General features: G+C 69.3%; 12 protein-coding genes. 10 read left to right on the top strand and 2 right to left on the bottom strand.

What is annotated here, in order from left to right; genetic code table 11:
- The first annotated feature begins 13 nt into the window (after positions 1-13).
- The 5 genes from LRD69_RS05280 to LRD69_RS05260 all read left to right on the top strand — a co-directional run bounded on the left by LRD69_RS05280 (position 14) and on the right by LRD69_RS05260 (position 5,191).
- Positions 14-1,081: an LLM class flavin-dependent oxidoreductase gene (locus LRD69_RS05280; RefSeq protein ID WP_277325384.1), complete on the top strand. Its 1,068-nt coding sequence runs from the start codon at positions 14-16 to the stop codon at positions 1,079-1,081.
- Positions 1,078-2,460 (top strand): NtaA/DmoA family FMN-dependent monooxygenase, encoded by a 1,383-nt coding sequence (locus LRD69_RS05275; RefSeq protein WP_277325383.1) that lies wholly within the window; start codon positions 1,078-1,080, stop codon positions 2,458-2,460. The genes LRD69_RS05280 and LRD69_RS05275 overlap by 4 nt, the downstream gene beginning before the upstream one ends.
- Before the next feature lie 4 nt (positions 2,461-2,464).
- Positions 2,465-3,265 carry a DUF1684 domain-containing protein gene (locus tag LRD69_RS05270; protein WP_277325382.1) on the top strand — a complete coding sequence of 267 codons (801 nt, stop codon included), beginning with the start codon at positions 2,465-2,467 and terminating at the stop codon, positions 3,263-3,265.
- 338 nt (positions 3,266-3,603) lie between these two features.
- Complete coding sequence (locus LRD69_RS05265) at positions 3,604-4,503, top strand: S1 family peptidase (RefSeq protein WP_277325381.1); 900 nt, start codon at positions 3,604-3,606, stop codon at positions 4,501-4,503.
- 208 nt (positions 4,504-4,711) lie between these two features.
- Positions 4,712-5,191, top strand: a complete 480-nt coding sequence (locus LRD69_RS05260) for a hypothetical protein (protein WP_277325380.1) — start codon at positions 4,712-4,714, stop codon at positions 5,189-5,191.
- A 101-nt stretch (positions 5,192-5,292) separates the two neighbouring features.
- On the opposite strand, the gene LRD69_RS05255 is transcribed toward LRD69_RS05260, so the two are convergent.
- A complete protein-coding gene (locus LRD69_RS05255) occupies positions 5,293-6,219 on the bottom strand; it encodes a DUF4231 domain-containing protein (RefSeq protein WP_277325379.1) in 927 nt (308 codons plus the stop codon).
- A 212-nt stretch (positions 6,220-6,431) separates the two neighbouring features.
- Here LRD69_RS05255 and fxsA point away from each other — a divergent pair, with 212 nt between their 5' ends.
- From fxsA to fxsT, 4 genes are all read left to right on the top strand, one after another.
- Positions 6,432-6,599 (top strand): FxSxx-COOH cyclophane-containing RiPP peptide, encoded by a 168-nt coding sequence (gene fxsA, locus LRD69_RS05250; protein WP_277325378.1) that lies wholly within the window; start codon positions 6,432-6,434, stop codon positions 6,597-6,599.
- Between the two features lie 84 nt (positions 6,600-6,683).
- Positions 6,684-8,978, top strand: coding sequence for a radical SAM/SPASM protein FxsB, inactivated metallohydrolase extension form (fxsB, locus tag LRD69_RS05245; protein ID WP_277325377.1), 2,295 nt, complete (start codon positions 6,684-6,686; stop codon positions 8,976-8,978).
- Between the two features lie 209 nt (positions 8,979-9,187).
- Entirely contained in the window at positions 9,188-10,543 is a 1,356-nt protein-coding gene (gene fsxC / locus LRD69_RS05240) for an FxsC protein (RefSeq protein WP_277329627.1), read from the top strand.
- Positions 10,527-14,465: an FxSxx-COOH system tetratricopeptide repeat protein gene (gene fxsT / locus LRD69_RS05235; RefSeq protein WP_277325376.1), complete on the top strand. Its 3,939-nt coding sequence runs from the start codon at positions 10,527-10,529 to the stop codon at positions 14,463-14,465. Before fsxC ends, fxsT begins: the two co-directional genes overlap by 17 nt.
- A 78-nt stretch (positions 14,466-14,543) precedes the next feature.
- Here fxsT and LRD69_RS05230 read toward each other — a convergent pair whose 3' ends face one another.
- The gene (locus LRD69_RS05230; protein WP_277325375.1) at positions 14,544-15,419 is read right to left on the bottom strand and encodes an alpha/beta fold hydrolase; all 876 of its coding nucleotides are present in this window, start codon (positions 15,417-15,419) and stop codon (positions 14,544-14,546) included.
- 352 nt (positions 15,420-15,771) lie between these two features.
- Here LRD69_RS05230 and LRD69_RS05225 point away from each other — a divergent pair, with 352 nt between their 5' ends.
- Positions 15,772-16,857 carry a S1 family peptidase gene (locus LRD69_RS05225; protein ID WP_277325374.1) on the top strand — a complete coding sequence of 362 codons (1,086 nt, stop codon included), beginning with the start codon at positions 15,772-15,774 and terminating at the stop codon, positions 16,855-16,857.
- The last annotated feature ends 155 nt before the right edge of the window (positions 16,858-17,012 follow it).

The following is a 17,012-nucleotide window of genomic DNA, read 5'->3' as shown; positions in this document are numbered from 1 at the left end:
GGTACGCACAGCGATGTCTGCCACCACCGCTCTTCATCTGGCCGCCGAGATCGGCGGCCCGCCCCACTACGACGCCCGGCACTACGTCGGACTCGCCCGGCTCGCCGAGCGAGGGACACTCGACTTCGTGACCCTCGGCGACTCGTTCGCCCGCCCCGGGCCCGACGCGCTCGCCGTGCTCTCCCGGGTCGCTCCCGCCACCCGCAGGATCGGGCTGGTGCCGACGGTCACCACCACCCACACCGAGCCGTTCCACGTTTCGTCCGCCGTGGCCACCCTGGACTGGGTGAGCCGCGGCCGGGCGGGCTGGAGCGTCGAGGTGTCGACCACCGAGGCGGAGGCCCGGCTGTTCGGCCGACGGTCCGCCGCACCCGCCGCCGAGCTGTGGCGCGAGGCGGGTGAGACCGCCGATGTCGGCGCCCGGCTGTGGGACAGCTGGGAGGACGACGCGGAGATCCGGGACGTCGCCACCGGCCGCTTCATCGACCGCGACAAGCTGCACCACGTCGACTTCGAGGGCGCGACGTTCACCGTCCGCGGACCGGCCATCGTGCCCAGGCCCCCGCAGGGCCACCCGGTCACCGTGATCGACGGGACGGGCGGACCGAGCCAGGAGGCCGCCGCCCGCCACGCCGATGTCGTACTCGTGCGGGCCACCGGGCCCGAGCAGGCAGCGGGCATCCGGGCGGACGTACGGCGCCGTGCCGCGGCGTACGGCCGCGACCCCGACACCCTGCGGGTGCTGGTCGCGCTCACCGTCGACCTCGGGGACGCCGAGACCGCGCCGGAACCCGGCCTGGAGAGCGGACCGCCGCTCGCCGCCGGCGGCTCGTACTACCGGGGCGGCCCGGTCGACCTCGCCGAACTGATCGCCCGGTGGCACCGGGCAGGAGCGGTCGACGGCTTCCACCTCACGCCGATCACACCGGAACGCGATCTCGAACGGATCGTCAACGGGACCGTCGCCCTGCTCCAGCACCGCAGCCTGTTCCGCACCTTCTACCCGGGAGGCACGCTCCGCGAGCACCTGGGACTGACACGCCCGGCCAACCGATACGCCCTCGCGGAGGGACGAGCATGACCGCACCGAAGCAGAAGCAGATGCATCTCGCCGCCCACTTCCCCGGCGTGAACAACACCACCGTCTGGACCGACCCCCGCTCGAAGAGCCAGATCGACTTCTCCTCCTTCGAGCACCTCGCCCGCACGGCGGAGCGCGGCAGGTTCGACTTCTTCTTCCTCGCGGAGGGGCTCCGGCTGCGCGAGCACAAGGGCCGGATCCACGACCTGGACGTGGTCGGCCGTCCCGAGTCCCTCACGGTGCTGAGCGCGCTGGCCGCCGTCACCGACCGGCTCGGCCTCGCCGCCACCGTCAATGCGACCTTCAACGAGCCGTACGAACTGGCCCGGCGGCTCGCCACCCTCGACCATCTCAGCGACGGCCGGGCCGCCTGGAACGTCGTCACCTCCTCCGATGCGTTCACCGGGGAGAACTTCCGGCGCGGCGGCTATCTCGACCGGGCCCACCTCCCCCAGGCTCTCGGCTCCGCTCGAACAGGGGGGACTCCCTACACCCGGGCCGCGGAGTTCGTCGCCACCGCCCGCGAACTGTGGGACACCTGGACCCCCGACGGAACCCCGCGCCCGTTCCGTCACCAGGGACAGCACTTCACCATCGAGGGCGAGTTCACCGTCCCCCGCTCCCCGCAGGGCCACCCGGTCGTCATCCAGGCCGGGGACTCCCCGGAGGGCCGTGAGTTCGCCGCGTCCGCCGCCGACGTCATCTTCACCCGGCACGGCACCCTGGAGGCGGGCCGCACCTTCTACACCGACGTCAAGGCGCGGCTGGCGAAGTACGGCCGGCAACCCGACGACCTGAAGATCATGCCCGGGGTCACCTTCGTCCTCGGCGACAGTGACGCCGAGGCCCAGGAGTCGGCGGCCGAGATCCGCCGTCAGCAGATCTCCCCGCAGAACGCGATCCTCGCCCTGGAACAGGTCTGGGGCCGCGACCTCTCCTCGTACGATCCCGACGGGCCGCTCCCCGAGATCGACCCGGACCCCGATTCCGGACTGGTCCAGGGCCGGGTCAGGATCGGTGACCCTTCCCCAAGCTCTCGGCTTCGCTCGACCGGAGGAGGCCCCATTGCCGTCGCGGCTCGCTGGCGTGCGCTGTCGGAGGCCAAGGGGCTGTCCATCCGGCAGACGGTCATCGAGACGACCGGGCGGCAGTCGTTCATCGGCAGCCCGGAGACGGTCGCGGCCGAGCTCGTCGAGTTCGTCGCGGCGGACGCGGCCGACGGTTTCATCCTCGTACCGCATCTCACCCCGGGCGGTCTCGACGACTTCGTCGACCGGGTCGTCCCGCTCCTCCAGGAACGCGGAGCCTTCCGCTCCGAATACACCGGTTCCACTCTGCGGTCCCATCTCGGGCTGGCCGAACCGGTATGGAAAGGTTGATCGTATGAGCACGAATACACAGCAGCAGGCGGAGCAGGACTGGAACCTCTGGCGCGAGGAGCGCAACGCCACGGTCGCGGCGCCCTACGGCCCGCTCTCCCTCACCGGTACCCACTGGATCTCCGACTTCCCGGAGGGGCGAATTCCGGCCGTTCCCGGGCAGTGGCGGGAGGACGGCGACGAACTGGTGCTCACGGCGGCCGCCGAGGACGGGCTCACCGTCGACGAGAAGCCCTTCGCCGGTGAGGTGCGGCTCACCGCGGACCGCGGCCCGATCGAGGCCTCCCGCGTCGCGTGCGGCGAGCGGCGGCTGGTCGTGCTGAGCCGCGAAGGTCTCTGGGCGGTACGGGACTTCGACCCGGGCTCAGCGGCGCGGCGCGCCTTCCGGTCCGTCCAGGCGACGCCGTACGACGCCCGCTGGGCACTCCCGGGCACCTTCCGTGCGTACGACACCGCCCGCACGGTCCGGGTCGAGAACGCCGACGGAGTCGAGCGTGGGCTCGGCCTCGGCGGGGAGATCGCCTTCGTGGTGGACGGTACGGAGCACACCCTCCAGGTCGCGGTCGAGCCCGACGGGTCGCTCTGGGCGGTCTTCGCCGACACCACCAGCGGGAACGGCAGTTACCGCTTCCGCTTCCTGCGCCCCGCCGCCCCGGCTGAGGACGGCAGCGTGACGGTCGACCTCAACCGTGCCCTGTTGCCGCCGTGCGCCTTCGCCGACCACTTCATCTGCCCCTTCCCGCCGCCGGGCAACACCCTCCCGGTCGCCGTCGAGGCGGGGGAGCGCAACCGGATCGACAACTGATCCGGCGCTTCCCGCCGTCGCGACCGATCGGTTCGGGCCCCGGCAGCCGCGTGCTGCCGGGGCCGGTGCGTGTGCGCGGTGCCGGGCATCCCATGCGGCGGGGGTGCCGGGCACCCTGCGACGGGTCCCGGGCACCCCTTGCGCAGACCGGTGAGCTCAGGCCAAAAGGCACTCTTGCGCAAGAAGTTGCGGCCTTGAATACTCCCGAGCAGCGCTTGTCAGGAGCACGTCGCATTTCGCACATCCGGAATGCGGTGTGCGGCCGTGCCCCCGACTGCGCCTCACGGGTCCGACCACCCCACAGGCGGGCCCCCGTTTCCCCTCGGGAGGAATCAGAAGTGAGGATCAGGCGCACCACCCCCCTCAGCGGTCTGGCGAGACGAAGCAGAGTCGTCGCGATCTCCGCAGGCCTTGTCGCCGTCGCCGCACTCGCCGTCCCCAGCGCCCACGCCGACGCTACCGGCACGTTCAGCGCCAACCAGCTCTCGGCCGCCAGCGACGCCGTGCTCGGCGCCGACATCGCCGGTACCGCCTGGAACATCGACCCGGCGACCAAGAGCCTCGTGGTCACTGTCGACAGCACGGTCTCCAAGGCCGAGATCCAGCAGATCAAGAAGTCCGCCGGAGCCAACGCCGGCGCCCTGCGGATCGAGCACACCTCCGGCACGTTCAGCAAGCTGCTCGCCGGCGGCGATGCCATCTACGCCCCCGGGTGGCGCTGCTCCCTGGGATTCAACGTCCGCAGCGGCAGCACCTACTACTTCCTGACCGCCGGTCACTGCACCGACGGCAACCCGCCGTGGTACACGAACTCGTCGAACTCGACGTACATCGGCCCCACGGTCGGATCCAGCTTCCCGACCAACGACTACGGCATCGTGCGGTACGACAACGCCGCGGTCGCCCACGCGGGCACCGTCGGCAGTCAGGACATCACCAGCGCGGCCAACGCCACGGTCGGCATGTCCGTCACCCGGCGCGGCTCCACCACCGGCATCCACAGCGGGACCGTCACCGGTCTCAACGCCACGGTCAACTACGGCGGCGGAGACATCGTCTACGGCATGATCAAGACGAATGTCTGTGCGGAGCCCGGCGACTCCGGCGGCTCGCTCTACTCCGGCACCCGGGCGATCGGGCTCACCTCGGGCGGCAGCGGCAACTGCTCCTCGGGCGGTACGACGTACTTCCAGCCCGTCACCGAGGCGCTCAGCGCATACGGCGTCAGCGTCTACTGACACCCGGCACCTCGCGCACCTGCTCGAAACCGCGTTCGGCAACGCCAGAGCCCCCGCCCGAATTCCGGGCGGGGGCTCCCGTTCACCCCGCGGCTTTTGAGAGGATGTGGGGGAGGACGGTCGCGCAGGAACGACGGGGGCGGATGCTGTGCCTCCCGGAGGGATGCCCTCCGGGACCCCCGGCAGACACCCCAGGGGGTTCCAGTCCGTGAAACGTATCGGAGTGACCGGACATCGCAGCATCCCCGAGGAAGCGCACGCCCATGTGATGGCCGGGATACGAGCGGTGCTCTGCGGCTTCGACGGCTCCCTGGAAGCCCTCTCCAGCCTGGCTGTGGGAGCGGACCAGCTCTTCGCCGACCTGGCACTCGCCTGCGGAGCGGAACTGACCGTGGTCATCCCCAGCGGTGACTACGAGGCCTGCTTCGCCGACGGACCCGAACTGGCGCGCTACCGGAGCCTCAAGGACCGCGCGGCCCGCGAGGTCCGGCTGGACTTCCCGCACTCCACCGACGAGGCGTACTACGCGGCGGGTGCCTACATCGCCGACCACTGCGACCGGCTGCTCGCGGTGTGGGACGGCCGTCCGGCCCGCGGTTTCGGCGGCACGGGCGACATCGTGACGTACGCCCGGACGCTCGGCCGCCCGGTGACGGTGATCTGGCGCGACGGAGTGGAGCGCGCCTGACCGGAACCGCGTATGCCGTTCGTATACGACAGGGGGCGGGGTGAGCCGTGCGCGGGTGTCCGTTCCCCCGACCGCTCAGGTGCCGGAGTGCTGACCACTTTTCACATCTGGTGCCGGGCCAGCCAGTCGGTGTGCTGCGGGGAGACGATGCGCTCGGTCTCGAAGACAGCCCGCGGCCACTGCCGTTCGGTCAGCGTGGTCTCCATCGCCACCTGCATCGACTCCAGATCCTTCTCCACCAGCGAGTGGGCGGAGATCAGGGGATGGTGGCGGCGCATCTCGCTCCAGGCCAGACAGGCCGCCGCGGCTGCGGACAGCATCCCGGTCGCGGTGAAGGACTGGGCGACGGAGAACGTTCTCAGCAGGCCGAGGACCAGGGCGAAGGCCGTCAGCGCGGCAATCGTGGTCGACCAGACCAGAGTGGCCCGCCGGGACACGTCCTGACGGCGGCGGTACCAACTGCGCTGTTCGATCAGCCGGTCCCGTACATATGTCTCCTTGCGTACGGTGAAGGCCTTGTCCCGCAATGCGCGCATAGAATCCGTGATGAGTCCGCCCGAATCGGCCGACCGGTCGCGCGGGTCCGTCCAGCCGACCTTTCTGAGCTCCTGCAGTCCCTCTTCCAGCCGGTTGGCGAACACCGCTTCCGGATGCTGGGTGCCGGTGTCGAAAGGTGAGCCGTGCACCGAGTAGCGCCAGCACATCGATTTGATGAACTCTGCCGCCGAACGATTGAGTTGCCAATGCGACTTTGCTTTGCGCCGCGAGGTGAGGTACATCGTGATCAGGACGCCGAGGTAGGCCAACGAGCCGATGGCGTCGGTCAGTTGGAACGTGTCAACGACCTCCCAGTGCCACGGTACCGCCGCCGGTAATGCCCCCACGACCAGCAGGATCAGCTGCCAGCGGGTGGTATTCACGGCCTCCCGCTGGCGTGCGATCGCGATGGCGTCCGTGTGGTGAAAGAGCACCGGCAGATCAGCGTTCCGGAAGACCAGGCTCTGCAGTGGTCCGGGAATCGCCGTCATGTTCACTCCCGTCTGCGGTTTTGTCTTCGCCCAAATGGCGGAATGGCTGGTTCCGTTGTGTCTCGGGCAGTCTCACGTGACGCTCGCGTTGCGAGAGGACGTCCTCAGTTGCCAACCGAGGCCATGAGAGTAAAGTCGTGCCGCCGGACACTGCAATGGTGCAGCTGGCCGGTGCAGTTTCCGTGTCCGGATCAATCCCATCAAGGACGGCCGTGAAGACCTCTGAATCCTCCCTCTCCTTCGCCGTCGCGAAGAAGAGCCGTGTGCCGCTCGCCGAGATCGACGCGCGCGGTAAAGAAGCCACCAGGAAGCTCGGACGGGTGTCCGCCGCTCCCACCGGTCGCCCGACCCAGGCATCGACCTTCAACTCGGCCCTCTAGGCACCCTCTTCGGGCTGGCCGGACCGGTCACCCCTTTGGGCCCGTAAGAGCTGGTCACCCCTTCGGGCTGGCTAGACTGGTGGAATGACTGGACCCCTGGTCCCATTCCGCGAAATCGTTCTCAAGGTTCACAGCAGGTGCGATCTTGCCTGCGACCATTGCTATGTCTATGAACATGCAGATCAGAGCTGGCGTACCCGTCCGAAAACAATCTCTGACGAAGTCATCTTCCGGACTGCTCGGCGCCTGGCTGAGCATGCCAAGACACATGCACTGCCCTCCGTGTCAGTGATCCTGCACGGAGGGGAGCCTCTACTGGCGGGCCCCGCGCGACTGCGGCGCATCTGCGAAGAACTCACCGCAGCCTTCGAGGGCGTCGCCGAGCTCGATCTCCGCATCCATACCAATGGTCTGCAGCTCAGCCCCCGCTATCTCGACCTCTTCAGCGAGTACGACGTCAAGGTGGGCATCTCCCTCGACGGCGACCGCGAAGCCAATGACCGGCACCGCCGGTTCGCCGACGGACGCAGCAGCCATCCCCTGGTTCTCAAGGCCGTCGAGCTGCTCCGCCAGGAGCGCTACCGCCATCTCAACCTCGGGCTCCTGTGCACGATCGACATCGAGAACGACCCGCGTGCGGTCCTCGACGCCCTTGTCGAGCTCGATCCGCCGCTCATCGACTTCCTCCTGCCGCACGCCACCTGGGACGAGCCGCCGTCGCGTCCGGACGGCTCCCGCACCGCCTATGCCGACTGGCTCCTCGCGGTCTTCGACCGCTGGCAGGAGCAGGGGCGTCCGGTACCGGTGAGGCTCTTCTCCTCGGTCCTGTCCACCCTGAGCGGCGGTCCCAGCCTCACCGAGTCCCTCGGACTCGCCCCCACCGACCTCGTCGTCGTCGAGACCGACGGCCAGCTGGAGCAGGTCGACTCGCTCAAGAGCGCCTACGAGGGTGCGGCGGCCACCGGGTTCGACGTCTTCACGCACGCCTTCGACGAGGTCGCGGCCCATCCCGGGGTCCGGGCCCGGCAACTCGGTCTGGACGGTGTCAGCGAGACCTGCCGCAGCTGCCCCGTTGTACGTTCGTGCGGCGGCGGTCTCTACACCCACCGCTACAAGTCGGTGGGCGCCGTCGATCCCACCCTGCTGTTCGATCACCCGTCCGTCTACTGCGACGATCTCAAGGCCCTGGTGCTCGGCATCGAGGAGCGCACGGCGGCATCCGTCGTACCGCCCGCGGTGGCGGAGCCCGTCGAGCTGGCCGTCGCCCAGCAGGACCTCACGCGCACCATGCTCGCCCTGCTCCACAGCGACCTCGACGGGCGCGGTGGGGACCACTGGGCGGCTGCCTGGGAGCTGGCGGTCACGGTCGAGGGCTCCGAGAAGGGATCGCGGGGCCTGGACGAGGCGCTTGCCCACCCCTACGCCCGCAGCTGGTTGCATGACGCGCTGTCCGCCGTGCACGAGGAGCGTCCGGATGCCGGAAGGATCGCCTGGCGCCTCTCGTCGTACGTCGCAGCCGCCGCGGTCCGGGCCGGGCTGGATCTGGCCGTACCGGTGGCATACCGGGACGGCACACTCGCCCTTCCCGGCCTCGGCGCGCTGCGGATCGACGGTCCGGAGGCCGGCACGGTCGGGGTGCGGGCCACCGAGGACGGCTTTCTGGTGCGCCGTGCGGGTGACCACGGGGACAGTTCCTTCGAACGGCGGATCGTGCGGGGCGGGGAGGCCGGCCGGGGCTGGCTGCCGGTGCGCCGGCTCGGCGGCGGCGCGCCCGGCTCGGCAGGCGACGCGGGGCCGGGTTCCGAACCCGGTTCCGCACCCGACTGGGTGCTCGACGACCTGGACCCGTACCGCGGCTGCTTCACCGCACGCCCGGCGGCCGGGCTGCGGCCGGACGAGGCCGGACGGCTGAGCGCCGCGCTCGGCAGCGCCTGGGTCCAGATCGTGCGGCGCACACCGCGGTACGCGGCCGAGATGGCGGACGGCCTCACCACCCTGACGCCGCTGACCGGCCTGCCGCCGGGGGAGCCCTCGGTGGGGCGGCATGGATACGGCGCACTGGGCATCCGGCCGGACGAAAGCGCCGGGCAGTGGCCGCTCACTCTGGTGCGCGGCTTCCGCCGGGCCAAGCTGCGGGCGCTTCTGGACGTCACGGATCTTTACGCGGCGGACGGCTCCTGGGAGCATCGAATGCCCTGGAGGGAAGAGCCGGTTCCGCTTTCCCGGCTGCTGGCCGAAACGTACGAACGGGTGGCGCTCGGTGCATTCGAGCCGCACTATCTCGACGGTGTGCCGCAGGCCCTCGAAACGCTGGAGCGTGCGGCCGAGCTCACCGTCAGCGGAAAGCAGGTGCTGGACCTGATGCGAAAGGAGATCTGACGCAGGATCCGGCCCGGCCCGGACTCCGGCACGTACGGGACAACTGGGAGGGAACGACGCGCGAGCGAATGGGATCAAGGACGCGATCCGCTGCGTCAGGGAACGGATGACCGAAAAGTGGCGTTGAATGACCGAACGCCATGGGGGTGGAGCAAGGTCCGCTCCGGAATGATGAATTTGCTCGCATTCCTTTCACGCCTCGGGTGCGGGTGCTCACACAGGACGGGGGTCGTGTGCACGCAACAACGCAGCAGCGAGCGGCGGACCATCGGCCGTACTTCTTCTTGAGTTATGCACATACACCGGGGTACGGCGGTGGAACGGACCCCGATATGTGGGTCGAGCGGCTCTTCCAGGATCTCTGCGGCCATGTGATGGCCATGACCGATCTGCCCGCGGGCGCGCCCGCCGGGTTCATCGACCGCGAGATACGCTCCGGCGAGGGATGGTCGGAACGGCTCGGCGAAGTGCTCGCCACCTGCCGGGTGTTCGTCCCGCTGTTCTCGCCGCGCTACTTCGCCAGCGAGATGTGCGGCAAGGAGTGGTACGCGTTCGCCCAGCGCGCGATCCACTACCGGGCCCGCCACAACCAGCCCGCCGAGGCCATCGTCCCAGCCCTGTGGGTGCCGGTTCCGCCCAGTCAACTACCAGGCCCTGCCGAGCGGTTACAGTTCAATCACCGTGATTTCGGCGACCGCTACGTCAGCGACGGACTGTACGGACTGATCAAGCTCAGGCTCTTCGCCGAGGAGTACGAGCGCGCGGTCTACGAACTCGCCAAACGCATCGTCAATGTCGCCGACACCATGCGGATCGGCACCGGCCGACCCGTCGACTACCGACTCGCCCCCAGCGCCTTCGGCTCACCGAGCAGCGGAGTGGCCGGCCCCCGCCCCATGCAGGTGACCATCGCGGCGGCCACCCGCCACGACCTCCCCGAAGGGCGCAGCGCCGACTACTACGGCGACAACCCGCAGGACTGGAACCCCTACCACCCGGCCTCGGCACGGCCGCTGGCCTATGTCGCCGAGGACCTCGTGCGCTCCCTCAACTACCAGGCCACCGTGGCCTCCTTCGACGAGGAGCCCGGGCATCCGGAGGGCAAACAGCCCCCCAGCAGACCGGAGATCCTGCTCGTCGACCGCTGGGCCCTGCAGGACGAGGACCGCCGCCGACGGCTCGCCGCCTTCGACGCCGAGAACCGCCCCTGGGTGACGATGGTCGTGCCGTGGAACCGCGAGGACCCCCAGAGCCGGGCCGCGGAGGCCGAGCTGACCGAGAAACTCGAACAGACCATGCCGACCAAGATGCGCCAGGGGCGGGCCTACTGCCGCGCCGCCGCGAGAGGCGTACCGAGCATGGAGGCCTTCGGCCAGATCCTGCCGCAAGTGGTTGAAGTGGCGGCCCAGCAGTACCTGAGACACGCGGCGGTCTATCCACCCGCGACAGGCGGCGGACACACCGAACGGACCCGGCTCATGGGTCCGATGGCGCAGACGCACTTCATACCGGAGACACACCACCCTGCGACGGATGCGGAGGACACGGATGACGGCCAGTCGTGACGGACGCATCGTCACCTTCTACTCGTACAAGGGCGGCACGGGGCGCACCATGGCCCTGGCCAACACCGCCTGGATTCTCGCCGCCAACGGCAAACGGGTGCTGGCCGTCGACTGGGACCTGGAGGCACCCGGACTCCACCGGTTCTTCCACCCGTTCCTCGACCCGTCGACACTCGGCGCCACCACCGGTGTCATCGACCTGATCACCGAGTACGCCTGGGCCGCGACCAGCCCGGTCCAGCGCGCCGACGACTGGCACCGCGACTACGCGCGCATCCAGCCGCACGCGGTCTCGCTCACCCCCGAGGCACTCGGCTGGGAGTTCCCGCAGGGCGGAACGCTCGACTTCGTCTCCGCCGGACGGCAGAACCGTGAGTACTCCGCGACCGTCTCCACGTTCGACTGGGACAACTTCTACGACCGGCTCGGCGGCGGCCACTTCTTCGACGCACTGCGCGACGACATGAAGGCCAACTACGACTACGTCCTCATCGACAGCCGGACCGGCCTCAGCGACATCGCCGACATCTGCACCGTTCATCTGCCCGACGTGCTCGTCGACTGCTTCACGCTCAGCGACCAGTCGATCGACGGTGCCGCCTCCGTCGCGCGGCAGATCTCCGAGCGCTACACCGGCCGCCCCATCTCCATCTTCCCCGTCCCGATGCGCATCGACGAGGGCGAGAAGGAGAAGGCCGACGCCGGAAGGGCGCTGGCCCGGCTGAAGTTCGACCGGCTGCCACGGGACCTGTCGGGCGACGAACTCACCGCCTACTGGGGCGCGGTGGAGATTCCGTACCGCCCCTACTACGCCTACGAGGAGACCCTCGCCACCTTCGGCGACGAGGCCGGTCTCACCAACTCGCTGCTCTCCGCCTTCGAGCGGCTCACCTCCGTCATCACCGACCAGCAGATCACCTCGATGCCGCCGGTCGCCGATGAGGTCCGGCTGCGCATCCGCGACGCGTTCACCCGGCGCAGGCCCGCACTGCCCGCCGATCTCTTCCTCAGCTATGTGGCGGAGAACCGGATGTGGGCCGACTGGATCGAATCCGTCCTCACCCGGGCTGGATTCCGGGTCGTGCCGCGCGATGTGTCCGCCGAACGGGAGACCCGGGAACCGGCCACCGCCGTCGCCGAGAACGCGGCCCGCACCGTGGTGCTGCTCTCCAGCGCCTACCTCAAGTCGCAGCGCGCGGTGAACCTGTGGGACCGGGCCGTCGCCGAGGACCCCGGCGCAGGCCGGCGCCAACTCCTGCCGCTGAGGGTCGGCGACGTACGGCTGTCCGCGCCGTACATCGACCGCAATCCGGTCGACCTCTTCCGGCTCGACGAGGTGCACGCCACCACCGCACTGCTGCGCGCCCTGGACCGGCCCGTGCAGCTCACCGACGGTGTTTCGCCCGGACCGCGTTTCCCCGGCACTGTCCCGAGGATCTGGAACGCACCGCCGCGCAACCCCGGTTTCACCGGTCGTTCCCTCGTTCTGGAGCGGATGCGCGACCAGCTCGGCGGCGGCATGGCCGTCGTACTGCCCCAGCCGCAGACCCTGTACGGGCTCGGCGGCGTCGGCAAGACCCAGGTCGCCCTGGAGTACGTGCACCGCTTCATGGCCGACTACGACCTCGTGTGGTGGATATCCTCCGAGCAGATCGACGACGTGGTGGCCGGGCTCGCCGAGCTGGCCGTCCGGCTCGGTGCCCAGGGCGGCGACGACATGGCGGCCGCCTCCCAGGAGGCCGTGGACCTGCTGCGGCGGGGTGTGCCGTCGGACCGCTGGCTGCTGGTCTTCGACAACGCCGACGACCCCGAACGGCTCAGGCGCTACTTTCCGCAGGGCGGTTCCGGCCACATCCTGGTCACCTCCCGGAACCAGGCATGGTCCCAGCACGGCGACGCGCTGCCCGTGGACGTCTTCCTGCGCGAGGAGTCGATCGAACACCTCCAGCGCCGTGCCCCGGGGCTGAGCGACGAGGACGCCGCGCAGGTGGCCACCGCAGTCGGTGACCTGCCGCTCGCCGTCGAACAGGCGGCGGCCTGGATCGCGGAGACCGCCACCCCGATCGACACCTACCTGGAGCAGCTGGCCCAGCAGGCCCCCGAGGTCCTGGCGCTCAACCAGCCCGCCGGCTACCCGGAACCGGTCGCCGCGACCTGGAACATCTCCATCGAACGCCTCAAGGAGCGTTCACCCGCCGCGGTGCGGCTGTTGCAGCTCTGCGCCTTCTTCGCCCCCGAGCCGATCTCGGGGAACCTCCTGTACAGCAAGGAGATGATCGAGGCACTGAAGCCGTACGACGCCTCGCTCCAGGAGAAGCTGGTGCTGGGCCGGGTCATCCGGGAGATCGGCCGGTTCGCCCTCGCCAAGGTCGACCAGGTCTCCAACTCCATCCAGGTGCACCGCCTCGTCCAGGCCGTCATCCGGGCACAGCTCAGCGAGGAGGAGCAGCAGGACGCCCGGCATGTCGTGCACCGCATTCTGGCCGGCGCCCGGCCCGATGACGACGAGCCGATCGACAACCCGTCGACCTGGCCGCAGTTCGCCACCATCTGGCCGCACCTCGGCCCGTCCGATGCACGCAACTGCAAGGAGCCCGAGGCCCGCAGGCTCCTGATCGACCGGGTCCGCTATCTCTGGAAGCGCGGTGACTTCAGGACGGCCACCACGCTCTGCGAGGAACTGCGTGCCATCTGGAAGGAGACGCTGGGGGAGCGGGACATCCAGTATCTGTACCTCTGCTTCCACCTCTCCAACATCTACCGCTCGCGCGGCCGTTACGTCGAGGCGAGGGAGCTCGACGAGATCACTCTCAGCCGCCAGCGGGAGATACTGGGCCCGGAGCATCCGCACACGTACATGAGCACCAGCAGCCTCGCGACGGACCTCGGCACGCTGGGGGAGTACAGCAGGGCGATCGAGCTGGCGACGGAAGCCACCGACGGGTTCAGCCAGATCTTCCACGACTCCCACCCGAGGACGCTGGCAGCGGCCAACAACCTGGCCTTCACCCTGCGGGTCGTCGGCCAGTACGCCAGGGCCCGCGAAATCGACCAGGACGTGTACGACCGGCGTGTCGAGGTGCTCGGCCCGGAGCATCCGTACAGCCTGTCATCCGCCATGAACCTGGCCCGCGACCTGCGTGACGTCGGGCGGTACGAGGACTCCGTTTCCATCCTCAGCCGCACGTACGACAGCTACAAGGCGACGCTGGGACGGGCCTTCCCCGGCACGCTGAGTGCGGCGAAGAGTCTCGCGGTGTCACTGCGCAGGGCGGGCAAGCTGGAGGATGCCCGGAGGCTCACCGTGGCCACCCGTGCCAGGTACCGGGCCAAATACACCTCGGCGAACCCCGAATCGCTGGCCTGCGACCTCAATATGGCGGCCGACCTGTTCGCGGCGGGTGAGCCGACCGAAGCCAGGGACGCCGCGCAGGAGGTCGTCGACCAGTACATGAAGGTGCCGGGCGAGCGGCACCCGTACACGCTGGCCGCCCTGAACAACCTCGGTGTCTACCACTCGGGAGCGGGAGCGGCGGAGGAGTCGGTGGCGGTACTGACCCGGGTGGTCGCAACGATGCGGGAGGTGTACGGCCCCGAGCACCCCAACACGCTGTTCAGCGTGATGAATCTGGCCAACGCGACCGCTGAGCAGGACGGTGATCTCGAGCTCGTGCTGACGACCGAACGACGCGTGGCCGGACAGCTCCGGGAGGTTCTCGGCGCGCATCATCCGGAGACCCTGGCGGTGATGGCGAACGTATCGGTCACGCTCGATGCGCTGGGGCGCAAGGACGAGGCGCTGAGGGTCAGGGCGGAGGCGGTCGAGGAACTGTCCCGGCAGCTCGGCGACGATCATCCGCTGACCCGGATCGCCCGGGAGGAGAGCCGGTTCCAGCGCGAACTGGAGCCGCTCGCGGTGTGAACCCCGGGAGCGGCTCCTGCCCGAACCGGAGGCGCCGCGGAGCGTCCGGCCACCACCGGACGCTCCCGGCCCCGCCTCTCAGCCGGCGGGCGTGTCCAGCAGCCAGTTGAGGATCCGGGGAAGTGCGTGCAACGCGTCGAAGTGCGCGGCCGCCGGCTCCAGCACGACGGTGGCGTTCGGGATGCGTTCAGCCAGCCAGCGCGAGTGGCCGACCGGTGAGAACACGTCCTTCTCGCCGTGCCAGAGCATGACCGGACCCTTGATGTCCGCCGGGTCGAACCCCCACGGATGACTGAAAGCGATGGCGTCGTCGATCCAGCCGTATGCGGAAGTGCGCAGCCCTTCACGGTAGTTGTTCAGTAGCAGAGAACGAACTCCTGCGTCGTTCACCACCATCCGGTCGGAATCGGTCAGCTCCCGGCGCAGGTCGTCGATGAGCCGCACCGGATTCTGTCTGATCACCGCGGACCGGGAGATGAACGACTCCGCGAGCCCGTCCGGATCGGCCGCCGCCGTGCTGTACGCCAGCACGTTGGAAGGCGCCATCCCTTCGAACCAGTCGAGGCCGTCCGCGTCCCAGGGTGCCAGGGTGACCAGCGCGGCGGTACGGGTCACCCGCTCGGGCATCAGTGCGGCGCAGGCCAGGGCGTGTGAGGCGCCGCCGGAGCGGCCCACCACGGCGAACCGGTCCAGCCCGATATGGTCAGCGATGGCCCGTACGTCCTCGACGACATCGGCGACGGACCGGCCCGGCAGCCGGTCGGAGCCGCCGTAGCCCGGCCGGTCGTAGGTGATCAGTTGTGTCTTGCGCTGGTACAGCACCATGCCGCGCGGGGCCGGACCGAGCCGGCTGCCGGGAGTTCCGTGGAGCAGGAAGACCGGTCTGCCCCGTGGGTCGCCCAGACGCTCCACCATCAGATGCCGCCCGTCCCTTGCGCGCACCCGATTGCGCACTCCGCGCCTCCTTCACTTCGTGCGGGCACCGAGTGCCCGGCTTCTCCGTGCAATTCGATGATGGCTCATCAAAGTCCCTGTGTGGAATGGCAATTGAGGTAAATCAACGGCGAGTACCGGACAGGTCCAGTCCTCACCCATTGCCGACCGATCGGTTGCACGGGGTGTTCGCAAAAGGAACCGACATGGTGTGACTTCGGGGAGGTGAACGGGGCGGGGTGAAACGGTGATGCCGTGTGTGCGTCCTGAAGTCGACCTTGTGTGCGATCTTTCCGGTCGGAATAGTGGGCGGCTCCATCCTCCGTACCCAGGCACCCCACTTGCCTGTGTGCGGCCCCACAGGAGGTCGAAGTTGAAGCATCGACGCATATCCAGGAAGCGTGCGGTGATGGCCGGATCGGCCGTTGTCGCCCTGGTCGCAGCGGGAATCACGTTCCAGAGTGCGAACGCCAGTGACGACGTACCGCAGTTCACGGTCCGGACCCTGACAGCGAACGCGGCCGGAAAGCTCGCCACCACTCTCGGGCAGGATCTGGGCGGCGACGCGGCCGGCTCGTACTACGACGCCGCGTCGAAGAACCTGGTCGTGAACGTGGTCGACCAGGCCGCCGCCGAGCAGGTGCGGCAGGCGGGCGGCAGGGCCAGGGTCGTGACGAACTCGCTCGCGGAGCTGTTGTCGGCCCGGCAGACCCTCACTGCCAAGGCCACGATCCCCGGCACCTCATGGGCCGTCGACCCGGTCAGCAACAAGGTGGTCGTCACCGCCGACCGTACGGTCGACGGCGCGGCCTGGGACAGACTCGGTGCGGTCGTCGACGCGCTGGGTGGCAAGGCCGAACTCAAGAAGTCCGCCGGGGAGTTCAAACCGTTCATCGCGGGCGGTGATGCGATCTGGGGCAACGGCGGACGCTGTTCGCTCGGCTTCAACGTGGTCAAGGACGGTGAGCCGTACTTCCTGACCGCGGGGCACTGCACCGAGGCGATCAGCAGCTGGTCCGACGCGCAGGGCGGCGCGGAGATCGGTACGAACGCGGGCTCCGAATTCCCGGGCAACGACTTCGGGCTGGTGAAGTACACCTCCGACACGCCGCACCCCAGCGAGGTCGATCTCTACAACGGGTCCACCCAGCCGATCACCGGAGCGGCCGAGGCGACCGTCGGCATGACGGTGACCCGCAGCGGTTCCACCACCCAGGTGCACGACGGACAGGTCACCGCCCTCGACGCCACGGTGAACTACGGCAACGGCGACATCGTCGAAGGCCTCATCCAGACGACGGTCTGCGCCGAGCCGGGCGACAGCGGGGGCTCGCTCTTCGCGGGCGACAAGGCGATCGGCCTGACCTCCGGCGGCAGCGGCGACTGCACCTCGGGCGGGGAGACCTTCTTCCAGCCGGTGCCGGAGGCGCTGGCGGCGTTCGAGGCCGAAATCGGCTGACCGGGCAGGTTCCGGGGGCGCGCCGCCCCACTCGTCGGCCGGGTCCGGATACGGGCCCGGCCGACAGGCATGACCGGGGTGACCAGCGAGGCCGGGGGGAATGACCCGCGCTCCGAATATCGTACGAATGTTCGAAACTTGGTCTATGGTGGAGG

The sequence above is a fragment of the Streptomyces sp. JH14 genome, from assembly GCF_029428675.1.
In the GTDB taxonomy this organism is placed as follows: domain Bacteria; phylum Actinomycetota; class Actinomycetes; order Streptomycetales; family Streptomycetaceae; genus Streptomyces.
Note: the sequence above shows the minus strand (reverse complement) of the source record. Positions and strands in the feature narration are given on the sequence as shown.

What these genes read in the sequence shown, in the direction of transcription:
- LRD69_RS05275 (WP_277325383.1), top strand. Translation starts at nt 1,078, where the DNA reads ATGACCGCACCGAAGCAGAAGCAGATGCATCTCGCCGCCCACTTCCCC.
- fxsT (WP_277325376.1), top strand. Translation starts at nt 10,527, where the DNA reads ATGACGGCCAGTCGTGACGGACGCATCGTCACCTTCTACTCGTACAAG.
- LRD69_RS05255 (WP_277325379.1), bottom strand. Translation starts at nt 6,219, where the DNA reads ATGACGGCGATTCCCGGACCACTGCAGAGCCTGGTCTTCCGGAACGCT.
- LRD69_RS05280 (WP_277325384.1), top strand. Translation starts at nt 14, where the DNA reads ATGTCTGCCACCACCGCTCTTCATCTGGCCGCCGAGATCGGCGGCCCG.
- LRD69_RS05270 (WP_277325382.1), top strand. Translation starts at nt 2,465, where the DNA reads ATGAGCACGAATACACAGCAGCAGGCGGAGCAGGACTGGAACCTCTGG.
- fxsB (WP_277325377.1), top strand. Translation starts at nt 6,684, where the DNA reads ATGACTGGACCCCTGGTCCCATTCCGCGAAATCGTTCTCAAGGTTCAC.